The organism is Methylobacterium trifolii (genome assembly GCF_022179685.1).
GTDB classification, from domain to species: Bacteria; Pseudomonadota; Alphaproteobacteria; order Rhizobiales; family Beijerinckiaceae; genus Methylobacterium; species Methylobacterium trifolii.
Window position 1 is genome coordinate 21,753 of record NZ_BPRB01000057.1, and the last position, 17,329, is coordinate 39,081.

General features: G+C 70.0%; 16 protein-coding genes. 3 read left to right on the forward strand and 13 right to left on the reverse strand.

Annotated features, from left to right (window positions below; all coding sequences use genetic code 11):
* Positions 1-29: 29 nt before the first annotated feature.
* From lpdA to gloB, 11 genes are all read right to left on the reverse strand, one after another.
* Positions 30-1,433 carry a dihydrolipoyl dehydrogenase gene (gene lpdA / locus COGEMETH_RS05115; RefSeq protein ID WP_238181527.1) on the reverse strand — a complete coding sequence of 468 codons (1,404 nt, stop codon included), beginning with the start codon at positions 1,431-1,433 and terminating at the stop codon, positions 30-32.
* Positions 1,434-1,507: 74 nt separating this feature from the next.
* A complete protein-coding gene (locus tag COGEMETH_RS05120) occupies positions 1,508-2,263 on the reverse strand; it encodes an SDR family oxidoreductase (protein ID WP_238181528.1) in 756 nt (251 codons plus the stop codon).
* Positions 2,264-2,357: 94 nt separating this feature from the next.
* A complete protein-coding gene (locus tag COGEMETH_RS05125; RefSeq protein ID WP_238181529.1) occupies positions 2,358-2,693 on the reverse strand; it encodes a pentapeptide repeat-containing protein in 336 nt (111 codons plus the stop codon).
* Entirely contained in the window at positions 2,671-3,084 is a 414-nt protein-coding gene (locus COGEMETH_RS05130; protein WP_238181530.1) for a hypothetical protein, read from the reverse strand. Before COGEMETH_RS05130 ends, COGEMETH_RS05125 begins: the two co-directional genes overlap by 23 nt.
* A gap of 22 nt (positions 3,085-3,106) precedes the next feature.
* Positions 3,107-4,423, reverse strand: a complete 1,317-nt coding sequence (gene odhB / locus COGEMETH_RS05135; RefSeq protein ID WP_238181531.1) for a 2-oxoglutarate dehydrogenase complex dihydrolipoyllysine-residue succinyltransferase — start codon at positions 4,421-4,423, stop codon at positions 3,107-3,109.
* A 92-nt stretch (positions 4,424-4,515) separates the two neighbouring features.
* Positions 4,516-7,500, reverse strand: a complete 2,985-nt coding sequence (locus COGEMETH_RS05140; protein WP_238181532.1) for a 2-oxoglutarate dehydrogenase E1 component — start codon at positions 7,498-7,500, stop codon at positions 4,516-4,518.
* A 214-nt stretch (positions 7,501-7,714) separates the two neighbouring features.
* On the reverse strand, positions 7,715-8,599 hold the full coding sequence (sucD, locus tag COGEMETH_RS05145) for a succinate--CoA ligase subunit alpha (protein WP_238181533.1): 885 nt from the start codon (positions 8,597-8,599) through the stop codon (positions 7,715-7,717).
* A 5-nt stretch (positions 8,600-8,604) separates the two neighbouring features.
* Positions 8,605-9,801 (reverse strand): ADP-forming succinate--CoA ligase subunit beta, encoded by a 1,197-nt coding sequence (gene sucC / locus COGEMETH_RS05150; protein WP_238181534.1) that lies wholly within the window; start codon positions 9,799-9,801, stop codon positions 8,605-8,607.
* A gap of 108 nt (positions 9,802-9,909) precedes the next feature.
* Positions 9,910-10,872, reverse strand: coding sequence for a malate dehydrogenase (gene mdh, locus COGEMETH_RS05155; protein ID WP_238181535.1), 963 nt, complete (start codon positions 10,870-10,872; stop codon positions 9,910-9,912).
* 665 nt (positions 10,873-11,537) lie between these two features.
* Positions 11,538-12,146 carry a TetR family transcriptional regulator gene (locus COGEMETH_RS05160; protein ID WP_283214959.1) on the reverse strand — a complete coding sequence of 203 codons (609 nt, stop codon included), beginning with the start codon at positions 12,144-12,146 and terminating at the stop codon, positions 11,538-11,540.
* Positions 12,147-12,526: 380 nt separating this feature from the next.
* Positions 12,527-13,303, reverse strand: a complete 777-nt coding sequence (gene gloB, locus COGEMETH_RS05165) for a hydroxyacylglutathione hydrolase (protein WP_238181537.1) — start codon at positions 13,301-13,303, stop codon at positions 12,527-12,529.
* 173 nt (positions 13,304-13,476) lie between these two features.
* Between gloB and COGEMETH_RS05170 the strand changes: the two genes are divergently transcribed.
* Together COGEMETH_RS05170 and COGEMETH_RS05175 are read left to right on the forward strand one after the other, a co-directional pair.
* On the forward strand, positions 13,477-14,211 hold the full coding sequence (locus tag COGEMETH_RS05170) for a methyltransferase domain-containing protein (protein ID WP_238181538.1): 735 nt from the start codon (positions 13,477-13,479) through the stop codon (positions 14,209-14,211).
* Between the two features lie 75 nt (positions 14,212-14,286).
* Positions 14,287-15,036 carry a MarC family protein gene (locus COGEMETH_RS05175; protein ID WP_238181539.1) on the forward strand — a complete coding sequence of 250 codons (750 nt, stop codon included), beginning with the start codon at positions 14,287-14,289 and terminating at the stop codon, positions 15,034-15,036.
* A 6-nt stretch (positions 15,037-15,042) separates the two neighbouring features.
* Here COGEMETH_RS05175 and COGEMETH_RS05180 read toward each other — a convergent pair whose 3' ends face one another.
* Together COGEMETH_RS05180 and COGEMETH_RS05185 are read right to left on the reverse strand one after the other, a co-directional pair.
* Positions 15,043-15,615 carry a DUF1499 domain-containing protein gene (locus COGEMETH_RS05180; RefSeq protein WP_238181540.1) on the reverse strand — a complete coding sequence of 191 codons (573 nt, stop codon included), beginning with the start codon at positions 15,613-15,615 and terminating at the stop codon, positions 15,043-15,045.
* Positions 15,616-15,691: 76 nt separating this feature from the next.
* Positions 15,692-16,744, reverse strand: coding sequence for a hypothetical protein (locus COGEMETH_RS05185; protein WP_238181541.1), 1,053 nt, complete (start codon positions 16,742-16,744; stop codon positions 15,692-15,694).
* A gap of 261 nt (positions 16,745-17,005) precedes the next feature.
* Between COGEMETH_RS05185 and COGEMETH_RS05190 the strand changes: the two genes are divergently transcribed.
* A complete protein-coding gene (locus tag COGEMETH_RS05190; RefSeq protein WP_238181542.1) occupies positions 17,006-17,167 on the forward strand; it encodes a hypothetical protein in 162 nt (53 codons plus the stop codon).
* Positions 17,168-17,329: the final 162 nt, after the last annotated feature.

A 17,329-nucleotide genomic window follows, 5' to 3' on the forward strand; every position in this document is an offset into this window, starting at 1 on the left:
GCAATGGGGGGACGGAAGGCGAACCCCCGTCAGACGTGGATCGCGCGCTTGCCCACCGCGAGCGCCGCCTCCTTGACCGCCTCGGTCAGGGTGGGATGGGCGTGGCAGGTGCGGGCGATGTCCTCGGCGCTGGCGCCGAACTCCATCGCCACCGCGACCTCGGCGATGAGGTTGCCCGCATCCGCGCCGACGATGTGCACGCCGAGCACCCGGTCGCTCTTGGCGTCAGCCAGCACCTTCACGAAGCCCTCAGTGGTGCCGTTGGCCTTGGCCCGGCCGTTGGCCGTGAACGGGAATTTCCCGGCATTGTAGGCGATTCCGTCCTTCTTCAGCTCCTCCTCGGTCCGGCCCACCGAGGCCACCTCCGGGTAGGTGTAGACCACGTTCGGGATCACGGCGTAGTTCACGTGGCCGGACTGGCCCGCCAGCAATTCGGCCACCGCGACGCCCTCGTCCTCGGCCTTGTGGGCCAGCATCGGCCCGGCGATCACGTCGCCGATGGCGTAGATGCCGGTGACGTTGGTGGCATAGTGGTTGTCCGTCTGGATGCGGCCCTTGGCGTCGACCTGCACGCCCACGCCCTCCAGGCCGAGGCCGGCCGTGTAGGGCACCCGGCCGATGGCCACGAGCACCACGTCGGCCGAGAGCTTCTCGGATTCACCGCCGGCTGCGGGCTCGACCGTGACGGCGGCGCCCTTCTTGCCCAATTCGACGCCGGTGACCTTGGTGGAGAGCCGGAAGGCGATGCCCTGCTTTTCCAGGATGCGCTGGAACTGCTTGCCGACCTCGCCGTCCATCCCCGGCAGCACCCGGTCGAGATACTCCACCACCGTCACCTCGGCGCCGAGCCGGCGCCAGACCGAGCCGAGTTCGAGCCCGATCACGCCCGCGCCGATGACCAGGAGGCGCTTGGGCACCCGGTCGAGTTCGAGCGCCCCGGTGGAGGAGACCACCACCGTCTCGTCGATGGTCACGCCCGGCAGCGGCGTCACGTCCGAGCCGGTGGCGACGACGATGTTCTTCGTCTCCAGCATCCGGTTGCCGCCATCCTCCGAGATCACCTCGACGCGGCCGGCGCCCGCGATCCGGCCGGTGCCGTGGAAGGTCTCGACCTTGTTCTTCTTCAGGAGGAACTCGACGCCCTTGGTGTTGCCGGCCACCGCCTCCGCCTTGAAGCCCTGCATCGTCTTCAGGTCGAGCTTGGGCGTGCCGACGTCGATGCCGAGCGCCGGGAAGTGCTTGGTGGCCTCCTCGAAGGCCTCCGAGGCGTGGAGCAGCGCCTTGGAGGGGATGCAGCCGACGTTGAGGCAGGTGCCGCCGTGGGTCGCCCGCTTCTCGACCACCGCGGTGCGCAGGCCGAGCTGGGCCGCGCGGATGGCGCAGACGTAGCCGCCGGGGCCGGTGCCGATGACGACGAGATCGTAGCTGCTCATGGCGTTTCGTTCCTGGTTCGAATGCGATCTGCGGCCGGGCGGAGCGCCGCGGGCCGTGGTCGGAATCCCTGCGGTCAGCGTCCGCCCGACACGTCGAGGATGGCGCCGGTGGTGTAGGCGGCCTCGTCCGAGAGCAGCCAGAGGATCGGGCCGGCGATTTCCTCCGCCGTCCCGGCCCGCTTCATCGGCACAAAGGGGCCCATCGCCGCGGCCCGGCCGGGCTGGCCGCCGCTGGCGTGGATCTCCGTGTCGATGACCCCCGGCGCGACCGCGTTGACGCGGATGCCCTCGTCGGCGACCTCGCGGGCGAGCCCGACGGTGAAGCTGTCGATCGCCCCCTTCGAGGCGGCGTAGTCCACGTACTGCCCCGCCCCGCCGAGCTTGGCCGCCACGGACGACAGGTTGACGATCGCCCCGCCCCGGCCGCCGTGCGTCGTGGACATCCGCCGCACCGCCTCGCGGGCGCAGAGCAGGCTGCCGACGACGTTGGTCGAGAACATCCGGTGCAGGCGCGCCGCGCCCATCGCGTCGACGCGCGCGGCCACGTCCACCACGCCGGCATTGTTGACGAGCGCCGTGACGGTGCCGAGACGGTCGGCCGCCTCGAACAGGGCGACCACGTCGCCCTCGTCGGCGACGTCGCCGCGCACCGCCACCGCCCGGCCGCCCTCCGCCTCGATCGCGGCCACGACGGCCTTGGCGGCGCCCGCGTCCGAGACGTAGCTGAGGCAGACCCGGTAGCCGCGGCGCGCCGCCAGGAGCGACACGGCCCGGCCGATGCCCCGGCCGCCGCCGGTGACGACCGCGACGGCGTCGGAGGAGGGCGTCACCGGCCGACCTCTCGGGATGCGCCCGGAAGGGGGCCGCCGGAGGAGCGGACGCGTCCGGCATCGAGGACGGTCGGGAGATCGTGCCGAGGCGACATCAGGAGCGTGTGCCCGCGGGTTCCGAGGGGGCTTCGATTGCGCGGTACAGCCGTTCCTTATCGATATAGGCCGGCAACAGAGTGCGCTCGTCGATGACGGCGCCGGCGAGCTGCTCCACCGTCAAGTTCTTCGCGCCCGTGAGATCGGCGCCACGCAGGATCGTCCCGACGAGACGGGCGCCGAGAAAATCCGCATCCCTGAACTGCGCACCGCTCGCGTCGGCCCTCGACAGATCGGCCTTATGCAGGGTGGTCCCGTTCCAGTTCGTCCGCTGAAGGAACGCGCCGTGCACGTCGAGAACCGGAGCGGTCCTATTCATCGGCTGACTTTTCATCTGCCCCAATCCTCATGCGCAACGTACTGATGATAGCCTGTACGTCGATCGGAGGATTCGGGTCGCTGTCATCTGGACGACGCATGCGCAGGTGCGTCTGCAGCAACTCGAATACCGGATTTGCGAGATCGGGAAAATCGCGGCTGACCTCACGAAGCACGTAGATCGCACCCAGGCGAACCTCAAGACGCTCGTCCACGAGTCGTCCGACGGCCCGGTTAAACAGTTCCGTGACATGGGCACGACGGGCAAGCTCCGCCTGGGCTGCTGCGGAGCCCGCTTGCGTGCGCTCAGGCGTCAACTTTCGCCAAGCGAGAACCAAGCCGCCGAAGGCCGCAAGTGCGAGACCGAGGTTCCGCACGATCTCCGAAACGAGCACCCAAGTCTGCATCCGGCATGCGGCCCGACGCTCCTCACAGGTCCAGCACGAGCCGCGCCGGGTCCTCCAGGGCCTCCTTGACCCGCACCAGGAAGGTCACGGCCTCCTTCCCGTCCACGATGCGGTGGTCGTAGGACAGCGCCAGGTACATCATCGGCCGCGCCTCGATCTTGCCGGCCCGGACCACCGGGCGCTCCTCGATCCGGTGCATCCCGAGGATGCCCGACTGGGGGGCGTTGAGGATCGGGGTCGACATCAGCGAGCCGTAGATGCCGCCGTTGGTGATGGTGAAGGTGCCGCCCTGCATCTCGTCGATGGAGAGCTTGCCGTCCCGCGCCTTCTTGCCGAAGCCACTGATCGTCTTCTCGATGCCGGCGATGGAGAGGTCGTCGGCATCGCGCACCACCGGCACCACGAGGCCCTTGTCGGTCCCGACGGCGATGCCGATGTGGTAGTAGTTCTTGTAGACGAGGTCCTGCCCGTCGATCTCGGCGTTGACGGCCGGCACGTCCTTGAGCGCCCCGATCACCGCCTTGGTGAAGAAGCCCATGAAGCCGAGCTTCGTGCCGTGCTTCTTCTCGAACATGTCCTTGTACTGGGTGCGCATCGCCATCACGGCGCCCATGTCCACGTCGTTGAACGTGGTCAGCATCGCCGCCGTGTCCTGCGCGTCCTTGAGGCGGCGGGCGATGGTCTGGCGCAGCTTGGTCATGCGCACGCGCTCTTCCCGCGCGGCATCATCTGGCTTCGAGGCCGGGCGCGGCGGGGTCGGGCGCGCTTCCCTGGCGGGAGCGGGTGCCGGCTGCGACGCGCCCTTCGCGATGGCGTCGAGCATGTCGCCCTTGGTGACGCGGCCGTCCTTGCCGCTGCCGTTGACGCCGGAGGGGTCGAGGCCGGACTCGCGGGCGAGCCTGCCCACGGCCGGGCCGTTGTCGTCGGCCGACCGCACCCCTTGCGGGGCCGCCTCGCCGTGGTTGCCGTAGCCGGCCGAAGAGTCCTCGGAGGACTTGGTCTGCGACGGTTCGGCGGCTTTGGGCGCCTCGCTGCGGCTTTCGGACTTGGTCTCGGCCGCCTTCTTCGGGGCTTCCTTCTTACCGCTGCCCCCGCCGGCGCCCGCCTCGACGATCGAGCCGAGCAGCGCGCCGGGCTCCACCGTCTCGCCGTCCTTGACCAGGATCTCGCCGAGTTCGCCGGCCGCCGGGGCGTTGACCTCGAGCGTCACCTTGTCGGTCTCGAGTTCCACCAGGGGCTCGTCGGCCGCCACCGCGTCGCCGGGCTTCTTGAACCAGCGGCCGATGGTGGCCTCGCTCACGGATTCGCCGAGCGTCGGGACGAGGATGTCGGTTGCCATTGCTTTGCGCTCACGCCGGATCGGTTGGGCCGTGCCGGACGGCCGGGATATGTGCGCGGCGGCCCAGGAGAGCCGCCGCGGAGTCGTAAAAATTAAACGGCCAGGGCCTCGTTGAGGAACGCCTGGAGCTGCGCCTGGTGCTTCGACATCTGGCCGACCGCGGTCGAGGCCGAGGCCGGGCGTCCGACGTAGCGGGCGCGCTTGGCGGCCGCGTTCGCCTGGCCGAGCACCCATTCGAGGTAGGGCTCCACGAAGGCCCAGGCGCCCATGTTCTTGGGCTCCTCCTGGCACCAGACCACCTCCGCGTTGCGGAAGCGGCCCATCTCGTTGGCCAGCGCCTTGAGGGGGAACGGGTAGAGCTGCTCGACGCGCATCAGGTAGACGTCGTTGACGCCCCGCTTCTCGCGCTCCTCGTACAGGTCGTAATAGACCTTGCCCGAGCACAGCACGACGCGGCGGATCTTGTCGTCGCGCACCAGCTTGACGCCCTCCTCGTGTTCCGCGTCGTCCCAGAGGATGCGGTGGAAGGTCGAGCCGTCGGCGATCATCTCGATCGAGGAGACCGCCCGCTTGTGGCGCAGCAGGGATTTGGGGGTCATCAGGATCAGCGGCTTGCGGAAGTCGCGCTTCAGCTGCCGCCGCAGGATGTGGAAGTAGTTGGCCGGCGTCGAGCAGTTGGCGACCTGCATGTTGTCCTCGGCGCAGGACTGGAGGTAACGCTCCAGCCGCGCGGAGGAGTGCTCCGGCCCCTGGCCCTCGTAGCCGTGGGGCAGCAGCATCACGAGGCCGGACATGCGCAGCCACTTGCGCTCGCCGCTGGCGATGAACTGGTCGATCACCACCTGCGCGCCGTTGGCGAAATCGCCGAACTGCGCCTCCCACAGCACCAGGGCATTGGGTTCGGCGAGCGAATAGCCGTACTCGAAGCCGAGCACCGCCTCCTCCGAGAGCATCGAGTTGATGACCTCCAGGGGCGCCTGGCCCTCCTGCACGGCGTTGAGCGGGGTGAAGCGCTGCTCGTTCTCCTGGTCGATCACCACGGCGTGGCGCTGGGAGAAGGTGCCGCGCTCCACGTCCTGGCCCGAGAGCCGGACCCGGTTGCCGTCGACCAGGATCGAGCCGAAGGCCAGCGCCTCGGCGGTCGCCCAGTCGATGCCGACGCCCGTCTCCACCGCCTTGGCGCGGTTGTCGAGGAAGCGCTGGATCGTGCGGTGCAGGTGGAAGCCCGGAGGCGCCTGGGTGATCTTCCGGCCGATCTCGCGCAGCGTCTCCAGGGGCACGGCGGTGCGCCCGCGGCGGGGGTCGTCCACGTCCTCGTGCACGGCCTTGAAGCCGGACCAGCGCCCGTCGAGCCAGTCGGCCTTGTTGGCCTTGTAGGTGCCCGCGACCTCCAACTCGCCGTCGAGGACTGCGCGGAACTCGGCCTTGCGGGAATCCAGGGCCTCCTGGCTCAGGGTGCCGTTCTCCACGAGCTTGCGGCCGTAGGTCTCCAGCGTCGTCGGATGCTTGCGGATGCGCTGGTACATCTTCGGCTGGGTGAAGGCCGGCTCGTCGCCCTCGTTGTGGCCGAAGCGGCGGTAGCACAGCATGTCGATGACGACGGGCTTGCCGAACTTCTGGCGGTACTCGGTGGCGACCTTGGCGGCGAAGGTCACGGCCTCCGGGTCGTCGCCGTTGCAGTGGAAGATCGGCGCCTCCACCATCTTGGCCACGTCGGACGGATAGGGGGAGGAGCGCGAGAACCGGGGGTCGGTGGTGAAGCCGATCTGGTTGTTGATGATGAAGTGGATCGAGCCGCCGGTGCGGTGGCCCTTGAGGCCGGACAGGCCGAGGCACTCGGCCACCACGCCCTGGCCGGCGAAGGCCGCGTCGCCGTGGATCAGCAGCGGCAGCACGCCGGAGCGCTGGATGTCGGGCTTGGCCCGCTGGTCCTGCTTGGCCCGCACCTTCCCCAGCACCACCGGATCGACGATCTCCAGGTGGGACGGGTTGGCGGTGAGCGAGAGGTGGACGTTGTTGCCGTCGAAGGCGCGGTCCGAGGAGGCGCCGAGGTGGTACTTGACGTCGCCCGAGCCCTCGACCTCGGCGGGCGAGGCCGAGCCGCCCTTGAACTCGTTGAACACCGCCCGGAAGGGCTTGGCCATCACGTTGGTGAGCACGTTGAGCCGGCCGCGATGGGCCATGCCGAGCACGATCTCGCGCACGCCGAGCGCACCGCCGCGCTTGATGATCTGTTCCAGCGCCGGGACCATCGCCTCCGAGCCGTCGAGGCCGAAGCGCTTGGTGCCGGTGTACTTGAGGTCCAGGAACTTCTCGAAGCCCTCGGCCTCGATCAATTTGTTGAGGATCGCGCGGCGGCCTTCGGGGGTGAAGGAAATCTCCTTGTCCTTGCCCTCGATGCGCTCCTGAATCCACGCCTTCTCGGCCGGATCGGAGATGTGCATGAACTCGACGCCCAGCGTCTGGCAGTAGGTCCGCTCCAGGATACCGACGATCTCGCGGATGGTGCCGAATTCGAGGCCCAGCACGTTGTCGAGGAAGATCGGCCGGTCCCAGTCGGGCTCCTGGAAGCCGTAATGCTGCGGGTGCAGCTCCTCGTGGTCGCCGCGGGGCGCCAGCCCCAGGGGATCGAGCTTGGCGTGCAGGTGGCCGCGCATGCGGTAGGCGCGGATCAGCATGATCGCGCGCACGGAATCCTTGGTCGCCTGCTCCACCGAGACGCCGGTGCGGGCGACGACGCTCGTGCCGTCGACGGGCTTGCCGGGCTTGGCCTCGCCCTTGGCGACGATCTTCTCGCCGATCGCCTTCTCCAGGGCGCCCCAGTTGCCGTCCATCGCCGAGACGATCTCGCCGTTGGCGGGCACCGGCCAGTTCGGCTTCCGCCAGGAGGCGCCGGCGGCGTTCTTCTCCACCAGGGTCTCGTCCTCGCCGAGCCCCTTGAAGAAGGTCTGCCACTCGGGGTCGACGGAGGCCGGGTTGCGGGCGTAGGCCGCCTGGAGTTCCTCGATGTAGGCGGCGTTGCCGCCGTAGAGGAACGAGGTTTCGAGGAGCGCTTCGTTCACGTCCTGGCGTGCCATCGGCCGGTCATCCTGTTCCTCGGGCGTCCCGCCTGCGCGAGCCGCCGCTGTCCCGCATCGGCGACGCGACACGCGTCCCTCCGGCCTCGCCGAGGCCGCCTGCCGGTGCATTGTCCGTGTCGGGCGGGGCGGCCGGGGCCGCCCCGCGAGTCATATGGGCGGCCGGGCCGTGCGAGAGCCGCAAGCCTGCCGCGCGCGAAAAAAGCAGCCCCGCTCAGCCCTTGAGCACCTCGACCAGCGTCGAGCCGAGGCGGGCGGGAGAGGGCGAGACGCGGATGCCCGCCGCCTCCATCGCCGCGATCTTGTCCTCGGCGCCGCCCTTGCCGCCGGAGATGATGGCGCCCGCATGCCCCATGCGCCGGCCCGGAGGCGCGGTGCGGCCGGCGATGAAGCCCACCATCGGCTTCTTGCGGCCGCGCTTGGCCTCGTCAGCGATGAACTGCGCGGCCTCTTCCTCGGCCGAGCCGCCGATCTCGCCGATCATCACGATCGACTCGGTCTTCGGGTCGGCCAGGAACAGCTCCAGCATGGCGATGAACTCGGTACCCTTGACCGGGTCGCCGCCGATGCCGACCGCCGTGGTCTGGCCCAGGCCCGCCGTCGAGGTCTGGAACACCGCCTCGTAGGTCAGCGTGCCCGAGCGCGAGACGATGCCCACCGAGCCGCGCTTGAAGATGTTGGCCGGCATGATGCCGATCTTCGATTCGCCTGCGGTGACGACGCCGGGGCAGTTCGGGCCGATGAGGCGCGACTTCGAGCCCTCCAGCGCGCGCTTGACCCGCACCATGTCGAGCACCGGAATCCCTTCCGTGATGCAGACGATGAGCGGGATCTCGGCAGCGATCGCCTCGCAGATGGCGTCGGCCGCGCCCGGCGGGGGCACGTAGACCACGCTGGCGTCGGCGCCGGTGGCCTCGCGGGCCTCGGCCACCGTGTCGAAGACCGGCAGGCCGAGATGCGTGGCCCCGCCTTTGCCCGGCGAGGTGCCGCCGACCATCTTGGTGCCGTAGCTGAGCGCCTGCTCGGAGTGGAAGGTGCCGTTCTTGCCGGTGAAGCCCTGGCAGATGACTTTTGTGTTCGCGTCGATGAGGATGGACATCGGCTTCAGCCCTTCTTCACGGCGGCGACGATCTTCTGGGCGGCGTCGTCGAGGTCGTCCGCCGGGATCACGTTGAGGCCCGAGCTGCGGATGATCTCCTTGCCCTCCTCGACGTTGGTGCCTTCGAGCCGCACCACCAGGGGGACTTCGAGGCCCACCGCCTTCACCGCCGCGATCACCCCGCGGGCGATCACGTCGCACTTCATGATCCCGCCGAAGATGTTGACGAGGATGCCCTTCACCTGCGGGTCGGCGGTGATGATCTTGAAGGCCGCCGTGACCTTCTCCTCCGAGGCGCCGCCGCCCACGTCGAGGAAGTTGGCCGGCTCCTCGCCGTAGAGCTTGATGATGTCCAGCGTCGCCATGGCCAGCCCGGCGCCGTTGACCATGCAGCCGATGGTGCCGTCGAGCGCGATGTAGGCGAGGTCGTACTTGGAGGCCTCGATCTCCTTGGCGTCCTCCTCGGTCTCGTCGCGCAGGGCCACGATGTCGGGGTGGCGGTAGAGGGCGTTGGAGTCGAAGGAGATCTTGGCGTCGAGGCACTTGAGGTGGCCGTCGCCGGTGAGCACGAGCGGGTTGATCTCCAGCATGCTCATGTCCTTGGCGGTGAACGCCGCGTAGAGCTTGGCCGTGAGGTCGCCCGCCTCCTTGGCCTGGGCGCCGGAGAGCCCCAGGGCCTTGGCGACCGCCCGGCCGTGGTGGGGCATGATGCCGGTGGCCGGATCGACCGAGAAGGTGACGATCTTCTCCGGCGTGTCGTGGGCCACGGTCTCGATGTCCATGCCGCCCTCCGTCGAGACGACGAAGGCGATCTGCCCGGTCTCGCGGTCGACCAGCATCGAGAGGTAGAACTCCTCGGCGATCTGCGCGCCTTCCTCGATGTAGAGGCGGTTGACCTGCTTGCCGGCCTCGCCGGTCTGGATCGTGACCAGCGTCTGGCCCAGCATCTCGCCGGCGTAGAGCTTCACCTCGTCGATCGACTTGGTGACGCGCACGCCGCCCTTGGCGCCCGCCGGCGCGCCCTTGAAGGTGCCCTTGCCGCGCCCGCCCGCGTGGATCTGGCTCTTCACCACCCAGACCGGGCCGCCGAGCTCCTTGGCGGCCGCCTCGGCCTCTTCCGGCTTGAAGATCGGCACGCCGCGGGAGACCGGCAGACCGAACTCCTTCAGCACCGCCTTGGCCTGGTATTCGTGGATGTTCATCGGGCTTCTCCGGGCGAATAGGGAATCGCGAATCGCGAATAGTCGGGCGGGACAGCGGAGGCCGATGGGCCTTCTCCTCGCTACTCCCTACTCGCTATTCGCCTCTTCTCACGCCAGCGACGCATTCACGCCCTTGCACGCCTCGATCAGGCCCTTCACCGAGGCGATGGACTTGTCGAACATCGCCTTCTCGTCGGCGTTGAACTCGACCTCCAGCACCCGCTCGACGCCGCCGGCGCCGATCACGATCGGCACGCCGATGAACAGGCCGTCGATGCCGTACTGGCCGGAGAGGTGCGCCGCGCAGGGCAGCACCCGCTTCTTGTCGCGCAGGTAGCTCTCGGCCATGGCGATGGCGGACGCGGCCGGCGCGTAGAAGGCCGAGCCGGTCTTGAGCAGGTTGACGATCTCGCCGCCGCCCTTCCGGGTGCGCTCGACCATGGCGTCGAGCTTCTCCTGTGTCGTCCAGCCGAGCTTGACCAGGTCGGGCAGGGGCACGCCGGCCACGGTGGAGTAGCGCACCAGCGGCACCATGTCGTCGCCGTGGCCGCCCAGCACGAAGGCGGTCACGTCCTCGACCGAGACGCCGAACTCCTCGGCCAGGAAGTGGCGGAAGCGGGCGGAATCGAGCACGCCGGCCATGCCGACGATCTTGTGCGGGGGCAGCCCGGAGAACTTCTGCAGGGCCCAGACCATCGCGTCGAGCGGGTTGGTGATGCAGATGACGAAGGCGTCCGGGGCATATTGCTTGATGCCGTTGCCGACGGCCTCCATGACCTTGAGGTTGATGCCGATCAGGTCGTCGCGGCTCATGCCGGGCTTGCGCGGCACGCCGGCGGTGACGATCACCACGTCGGCGCCTTCGATCGCCGCATAGTCGCTCGCGCCCGAGAACTTGGCGTCGAAGCCGTCGACGGGGGCGGACTCGGCGATGTCGAGGCCCTTGCCCTGGGGCACGCCGTCGGCGATGTCGAACAGCACGACGTCGCCCAGCTCCTTCAGCCCCGCGAGGTGGGCCAGGGTGCCGCCGATCTGGCCGGCGCCGATGAGCGCGATCTTGCTGCGTGCCATGTGCGGGAAATCTCCGTTGCGTCTCGATAAGGTGTCTTGGTGAGGGCGTGGCGCCTGGGGCACGCGCGAGGCGACGACGCGGGCGCGATGTCCGCCTCGGGCCCGGCGCTGGGGACGATCCGCCGCCGGTCTGAATCTGCGCGGTTGTGTGGCGGAAAAGCACCGCAGCATCAACCCGACGACGGTTCCGGTAAGCAGGGTTCGGGCCAGACGCCCGGGCCGAGGGGAGCCGCGGTCCCGCGAATAATTCAGGCCGGGGAAGGTCTTAGGTGCGCCGCGGCGCACACGCTTGCGCGGCAAAGCTTCGATGACAGTTATTTGGACTTGTCATTTCGGGTTGCAGCGCCGTCGCGGAAGGCGGTCGCGATCAGGGTGCGGCACTATTGCGCACCCTGGCAGGGATCATACCGGCGGATCGACCGTCTGATCCCAGAAGATCCCCCCTCCAGAGGTACCCGCGCGAACGGGCTTCGACGGAGAGTTTCAGAAGTCGCGCGATCCGTAAAGGACGCCTTCGAGGCTTCCGCTGCGCGAAAGGACCTCGGGATGAGGGGGGTGGGAAGACCCAGGATTTTCGTCCGTGTCGCGATAGGATCAGCGGTGCCGAGCGCGGTCGCACGGGCGGCCGGCGGCCGTGCGATCGAACGCACCGCCGTCCGTCGTCGTCAGAGCACGCCGGAGCGCAGGACCCGCTGGATCGCGTGGATCACGGCGCCGAAGCGGACGTCGACGAGGTCCCGCGGCACGTCCGCATCGTGCTGGATCGCCAGGGGATGGGTGAAGCGGTAGCTCGCGTCGAAGATGTAGGCGATGGCCCGCTCCCGGTCCCGGGCCGAGAAGGTGCCGGCCGCCATGCCTTCCTCCACCACGCGCTCGACCAGGCTGCGCAGGCGCACCCGGTGCCGGCGGGCGATGGGGCGGGCGGCGACGGTGGCGTCGAGGTGGACGGCGAACAGGTTCGGCTCGTCGGAGAGCGCGTCGCGCTGCATCGTGGCCAGCGCCGTGAGCAGCCGCTCGATCTTGTCGTCGGCCGGGTCGGGGGCGTCGGCGATGCCCGCCAGCCGCGACTCCACGTCCCGCAGCCAGCGCCCGGCCACGGCGTCGAGCAGGGCGTCCTTCGACGGGAAGTAGCGGTAGACGTTGGCGTGCGTCATGCCGGCCTCGGCCGCGACGGCCACCACCGTCACGCGTTTGGGGCCCAGGCGGGCGAGATGTTCCGTGGCGATGCCGAGGAGTCGGACATCGGCGGAGACGGGTGCGACGCGTGGGCGCAGGCCGGGTGAACGGCCGCTTCGCGGCGGCGGCGTCCCCGGCGATGTCTTGCCCGTCTCGACGGCATCGTCGAGCGGCCGATCCGATTCCGGTTGCAGAAAAGGAAGTGGCAGGCGAGCGGAGGAGAGGTGGTAGGGCGAGACGAACCCCCATCTGACCGTATGAAGCGATCCGACGCTTCCGTGAACATTCAGTCTCCCCCCGGGAGGCTGCTCGGCAAGGCGGTTTCTTGTAGCCGCTCTAGGTTCCTATCTTCATTTCTCCTTGAGAACGCAACAAATTTTTCTTGAGTATCCCCCTATAAGTAGGATTGGCGGCCACCGAACCGGCCCTATCAGGCGAAAAATCGTAGACCCTTTCGCGTGCCGCGGCGATAGCCGGCTCAGAAACGGTTCTTCCAGGCCCGCAACGCCGTGAACACGGCGGCCGGGTCGCTGCCCGACGGGAGACCGACCGCGCGGGCGAGCGCCGGCTCGCCGCTGCGCAGGAACGGGTTCGTCGCCCGCTCCGCGCCCAGGGTCGAGGGGATCAGGAACCGGCCCTCCGCCGCCGCCCGCTCGGCCTCGGCGGCCCGCCGCCGCAGGGTCTCGTTGTCGGGGTCGGCGGCCAGCGCGAAGCGGGCGTTGGAGAGTACGTAGTCGTGCCCGCTGAACACCTGCGTCGCGTCGGGCAGGGGCAGGAAGCGCTCCAGGGAGCGCCACAGGGTCTCGGGCGGGCTCTCCATCACCCGGCCGCAGCCGAGGGTGAAGAGCACGTCGCCTGCGCAGACGAGGCCCGCCGCCTCGAACCAGTAGGTGACGTGGTCGGCGCAGTGCCCCGGCGTCTCCCAGACCTGGGCCGACAGGCTGCCCACGCGCACCGTGTCGCCCTCGACGACCGTGGCGTCGACCTCCGGCACCGCGTCCCCGGCCTTGGCCGGCGCGGTCACGCGGGCGCCGGTCGCGCGCTTGACCGCGGGGATGCCCTCGACGTGGTCCCCGTGGCGGTGCGTGACCAGGATGTCGGAGAGCGTCCAGCCGGTCTCGTCCAGCAGCCTCAGCAGCGGCTCCGCCTCCGGCACGTCGATGGCCGCGCAGGCGCCGGTGGCGGTGTCGCGGATCAGCACGCCGATGTTGTCGCTGCGGCAGAGGAAGGTGCGGATCTCCGTCTCGGCGGCCATGGGAGCGTCTCCGGGCGTGAACTGCAAGATCGGACGAAAATCTCCGCGGAGAACCGGTGCCGAGGCCCGGAGTTCCGGGCGCAGCGCTTGCCCCGGGCGTCCGCGCTCCCCATTCAAGGGGTCCAGGGGCCGGCGCGGCCTCGGAACGATTCCCCTGGTCGCGTTCTCCTCCCATGCGCCTCGACGTCACCGACCTGAGGGCCTTCTACGCCACGCCGCTCGGCGCCGTGACGCACCGCATCGTGGCACGCGCGATCCACGGCTACCTCGGCTCGGTCTCTGGCCTGCGCGTCCTCGGGCTGGGCTACGCCGTGCCCTATCTCGGGCCGGTCCACTGCATCGCCGAGCGGACGCTGGCCTTCATGCCGGCCACCCAGGGGGTGGTGAACTGGCCGGGCACCGGCCGCTCCTGCGCGGCGCTGGCCGACCCGACCATGATGCCCCTGCCGGAATCGGCCGTGGACCGGGTGATCCTGGTCCACGCGCTGGAATCCGTCGAGAGCCCGACCGAACTGCTCCAGGAGGTCTGGCGCACCCTGACGCCCGGCGGCCGGATGATCCTGGTGGTGCCCAACCGCCGCGGGGTCTGGGCCCGGCGGGAGGCGACGCCCTTCGGCCACGGCCAGCCCTACAGCCGCTCGCAGCTCGGCCGGCTGATGCGCGACACCCTGTTCTCGCCGGAGGACTGGGCCGAGACCCTCTACATGCCCCCCGTGCGCTCGCGCCTGATGCTGCAGATGGCCGGCGCCTGGGAGCGCTTCGGCACCGGCCTCTCCCTGCCGTTCGCCGGCCTGCACGTGGTCCACGCCACCAAGCAGCTCTACCGGCCCATCGCCGTGCAGCAGGTCCGCCGCGCCCGCCGCCTGGCGCCTGCCCGCGTCCTCGTGCCCGCCCCCTCCCCCGGCTGATTCTTTTGCGATCCGGCGGGGTGTCCGGCCGCGGTCGATGCTATAGGCCCGCGACCGGGGCGTTGGGGCGGGTGCATGAGCGTCGAGGCGGCCATCCAGCAGTTCCTGCTCGCCCTCTCGAGCCTGTTCTCGATCGTCAACCCCGTGGGCGGGGCGCTGGTCTTCGCGCAGGTGACGGCGGCCTACAGCCATGCCGACCGCGTGGTGCTCTCCCGCCGGATCGGCCTCTACGCGGCGATGATCATGATCGCGGCGCTCTGGGCCGGGGCGCCGATCCTGAACTTCTTCGGCGTCTCGCTGGGCGCGCTCCGCATTGCCGGCGGCCTCGTGGTCGGCGCCTCGGCCTGGGGCCTGCTCAACCGGCCGGAGACCCGCGAGGCCCGCAAGCAGGCGGAGGCCGCCTCCTCGACCGATCAGGTCGCCGCCGGCAAGGCGGCCGATGCGGGCGCCAACCCGGAGGCCGCGAGCCCCGCCGAGCGCAGGCGCGCGGCCGACCCCCTGGCCGAGATCGCCTTCTTCCCCCTGACCCTGCCCTTCACCACCGGGCCCGGCACCATCGCGGTGGCGATCACGCTCGGCTCGAACCGGCCGGCCGCGATGGCCGACCGGCTCGGCTTCTACGTCGGCGTCTCGCTCGCCGCCCTGGGCGTGGCCGCGACGGTGGCATTGATCTACGCCTCGGCCGACCGGGTGGTGAGCCTGATCGGCCCCATCGGCGCCCGCGTGCTCGGGCGCCTCTTCGCCTTCCTGCTCCTGTGCGTGGGCACGCAGATCACCATCAACGGCCTCATCGACGTGTTCGGGCCGCTGCTGGCCGGGCGTTGAAGAGGGTCACGGCCGCGCCTCGGCCCGCGCCAGGTCCTCGATCCGCGCCAGCCAGCGGGCGAGGCGGGCGCGGTTGTGCCCGAAATCGGTGAGCACGCCCTGGCTGCGGGCGTAGAGCGCCACGGTCGAGCGGCCCTCGCCCGCGCCGACGATCGCGACGTTGACCGTGTCCGGCAGCCGCAAGGGGCCGGTGCGGACGAGGTAGCGGTCCTCCTCCGCCCAGCGGGCCTGGAAGACGAGGTCGGTGCCCGGCGTCTCGGCGGCCACCGCCGCGACGATGGCCCGCAGGCGCGCGCCGGGCACGGCCAGGACCGGCGGGACGAGGTCGGCCTGCGCGGTGCGGCAATGCCCGGCCGGGCAGGCCAGCGCGTCCACCGGCCAGCGGCTGCGCGTCAGGGTGGGGAAGTCGACCGGGCCGAGGTCCGGCGGCCCGAACAGCAGGGCCCAGACCTCGTCGATCCCGCCCGGCTCCTCGCCCCGAACCACCGCGAGGCCGAACCCGGCGGCCAGCACCGCGAGGCCGAGGGCCGGAACCAGGCGGCGGAGGGTCGGGGTTCGCCGGAGGCGCGCCTTTGCCAAGCTTGGGTCATCCGAGAATGCGGTCGGGGCGCCTCCGATGGGAGACGCCCCGGCCCGGCCGATGCGTGGGGTGCCGTCAGATCACCGGCGCGGCGGTGAGCGGGGCGAACAGGAGGCTGTGGCCGACATAGTAGAGGGCGAGGAAGCCGGCCAGCGCCGCGCCGTAATAGGCCGGGGCCAGCACCACGTCCCGGCGGGTGGCGGCGACCCGCCTGTCGTCGGCGGCGATGCCGATGAGCACGACGATGATGCCGGAATGCCCGATCATGTCGACCTTGCCGAACTCGAACACCGCGGAGACGAAGATCGCGGCCAGGATGATGGCGGCGGTGCGGCGCACCAGGGGGGTCCAGATCAGGGCGAAGGCGAGGGTGAACTCGATGACGCCGGCGGCCTTCATGAACAGCTCCGGAGAGGCGCCCAGCGTCATGGCGGGCTTGGCGGCCAGGAGCGGCGCGGTCCAGTCCGGATAGGCCCACTTCTCGACCGAGGCCCACATCAGGGTGACGGCGGCGGCGGCCCGCACCACGTCGATCGGACGGATGCCGTAGAGGGTGCGGTCGAGCCCCGTCAGGATCAGGTAGGCGGCGACGCCGAGGAAGACCGGGTAGTCGGCCAGGTGGAAGGCGCCGTACTGCCAGGTGGCGAAGCCGAACAGGAACACGATCCCGGCGCCGGCCAGCGGCATGGTCCTGCGCCAGATCAGGCAGGCGGCGATGGCGAGCTGCAGCCAGGGTATCCAGCTCGCATCCGTCTTCAGTTCGGGGGTGAGGATGATGCCGCCCAGCGTCCAGAGGGAGACGAAGAAGAAGCCCAGCGTCGCCCGGACCAGCAGTTCGGTGTCGGTGCGCAGCCGCGTGGTGACGCGGTCCAGGGCGTTCAGCAGGCTGGTCCCGAGCGGCGTACCCTCGGCCAGGCAACCGAACATCAGGCACAGGATGGACAGGGCCGCCAGCCACTCGAAGTCGGCGCAGAGCACCTGCTCCAGGCCGCGGGGCTGGCCGGCCACGTCGAAGGCGCAGAACCACTTGACGTGGGCGCTGGCCTCGCCCGTGGCGAGGAGGCCCAGCGGCAGGGCGAGGGCTGCGGCTGAGAGGGGAGAGGACCAACTCGTCCTGCAAGACCGCATCGGACCCTCGCTCGGCGAAGCAACGTCGTGGTTACCTCGCTATTTACGTAGACTCCGCGCGGCAATGCGAACGATTTGTTAACACGGCTTTCCGAAAGGTTAACGCTGTGGGTAGCGTGCAGAACTCTGCGATGGCACCGACTTGCGGAGTTAACCATGCCGGGCGGCGCCCGGGAAGCGGGCAATCCTTCGTTCAGGCATTCTCGCGCACGCTGCCGCTCCGACGCCCGCCTGGGCGTCGTCAAGGCCGAGGGGACGCGGATGATCGGTCTGGCAAGTCTGCCCTGCCTCGGGCTCGGGATCGCCCTGGCCGCCCTCGCACCGCGGGCGGGCCTGCGCATGCAGGCGTTCGAGACCGGCAGCGGCCTGCTGCTGGTCTCGGGGCTGGCCCTCCTCGGCGCGGGCCTGCCGCTGTTCCGATAGACTGTTCGTGGCAGACGTGGGCGCCGGTCCGGCAAGCCAGTCGAAACGATCGGCCGCTCCACCAATCGATCCCAACAAATTCCTCATCCTGAGGTGCTTCCACGACGTGGAGGCCTCGAAGGAGGCCCCCAGATGTCTCGACGACAACTGGAGGCCTCCTTC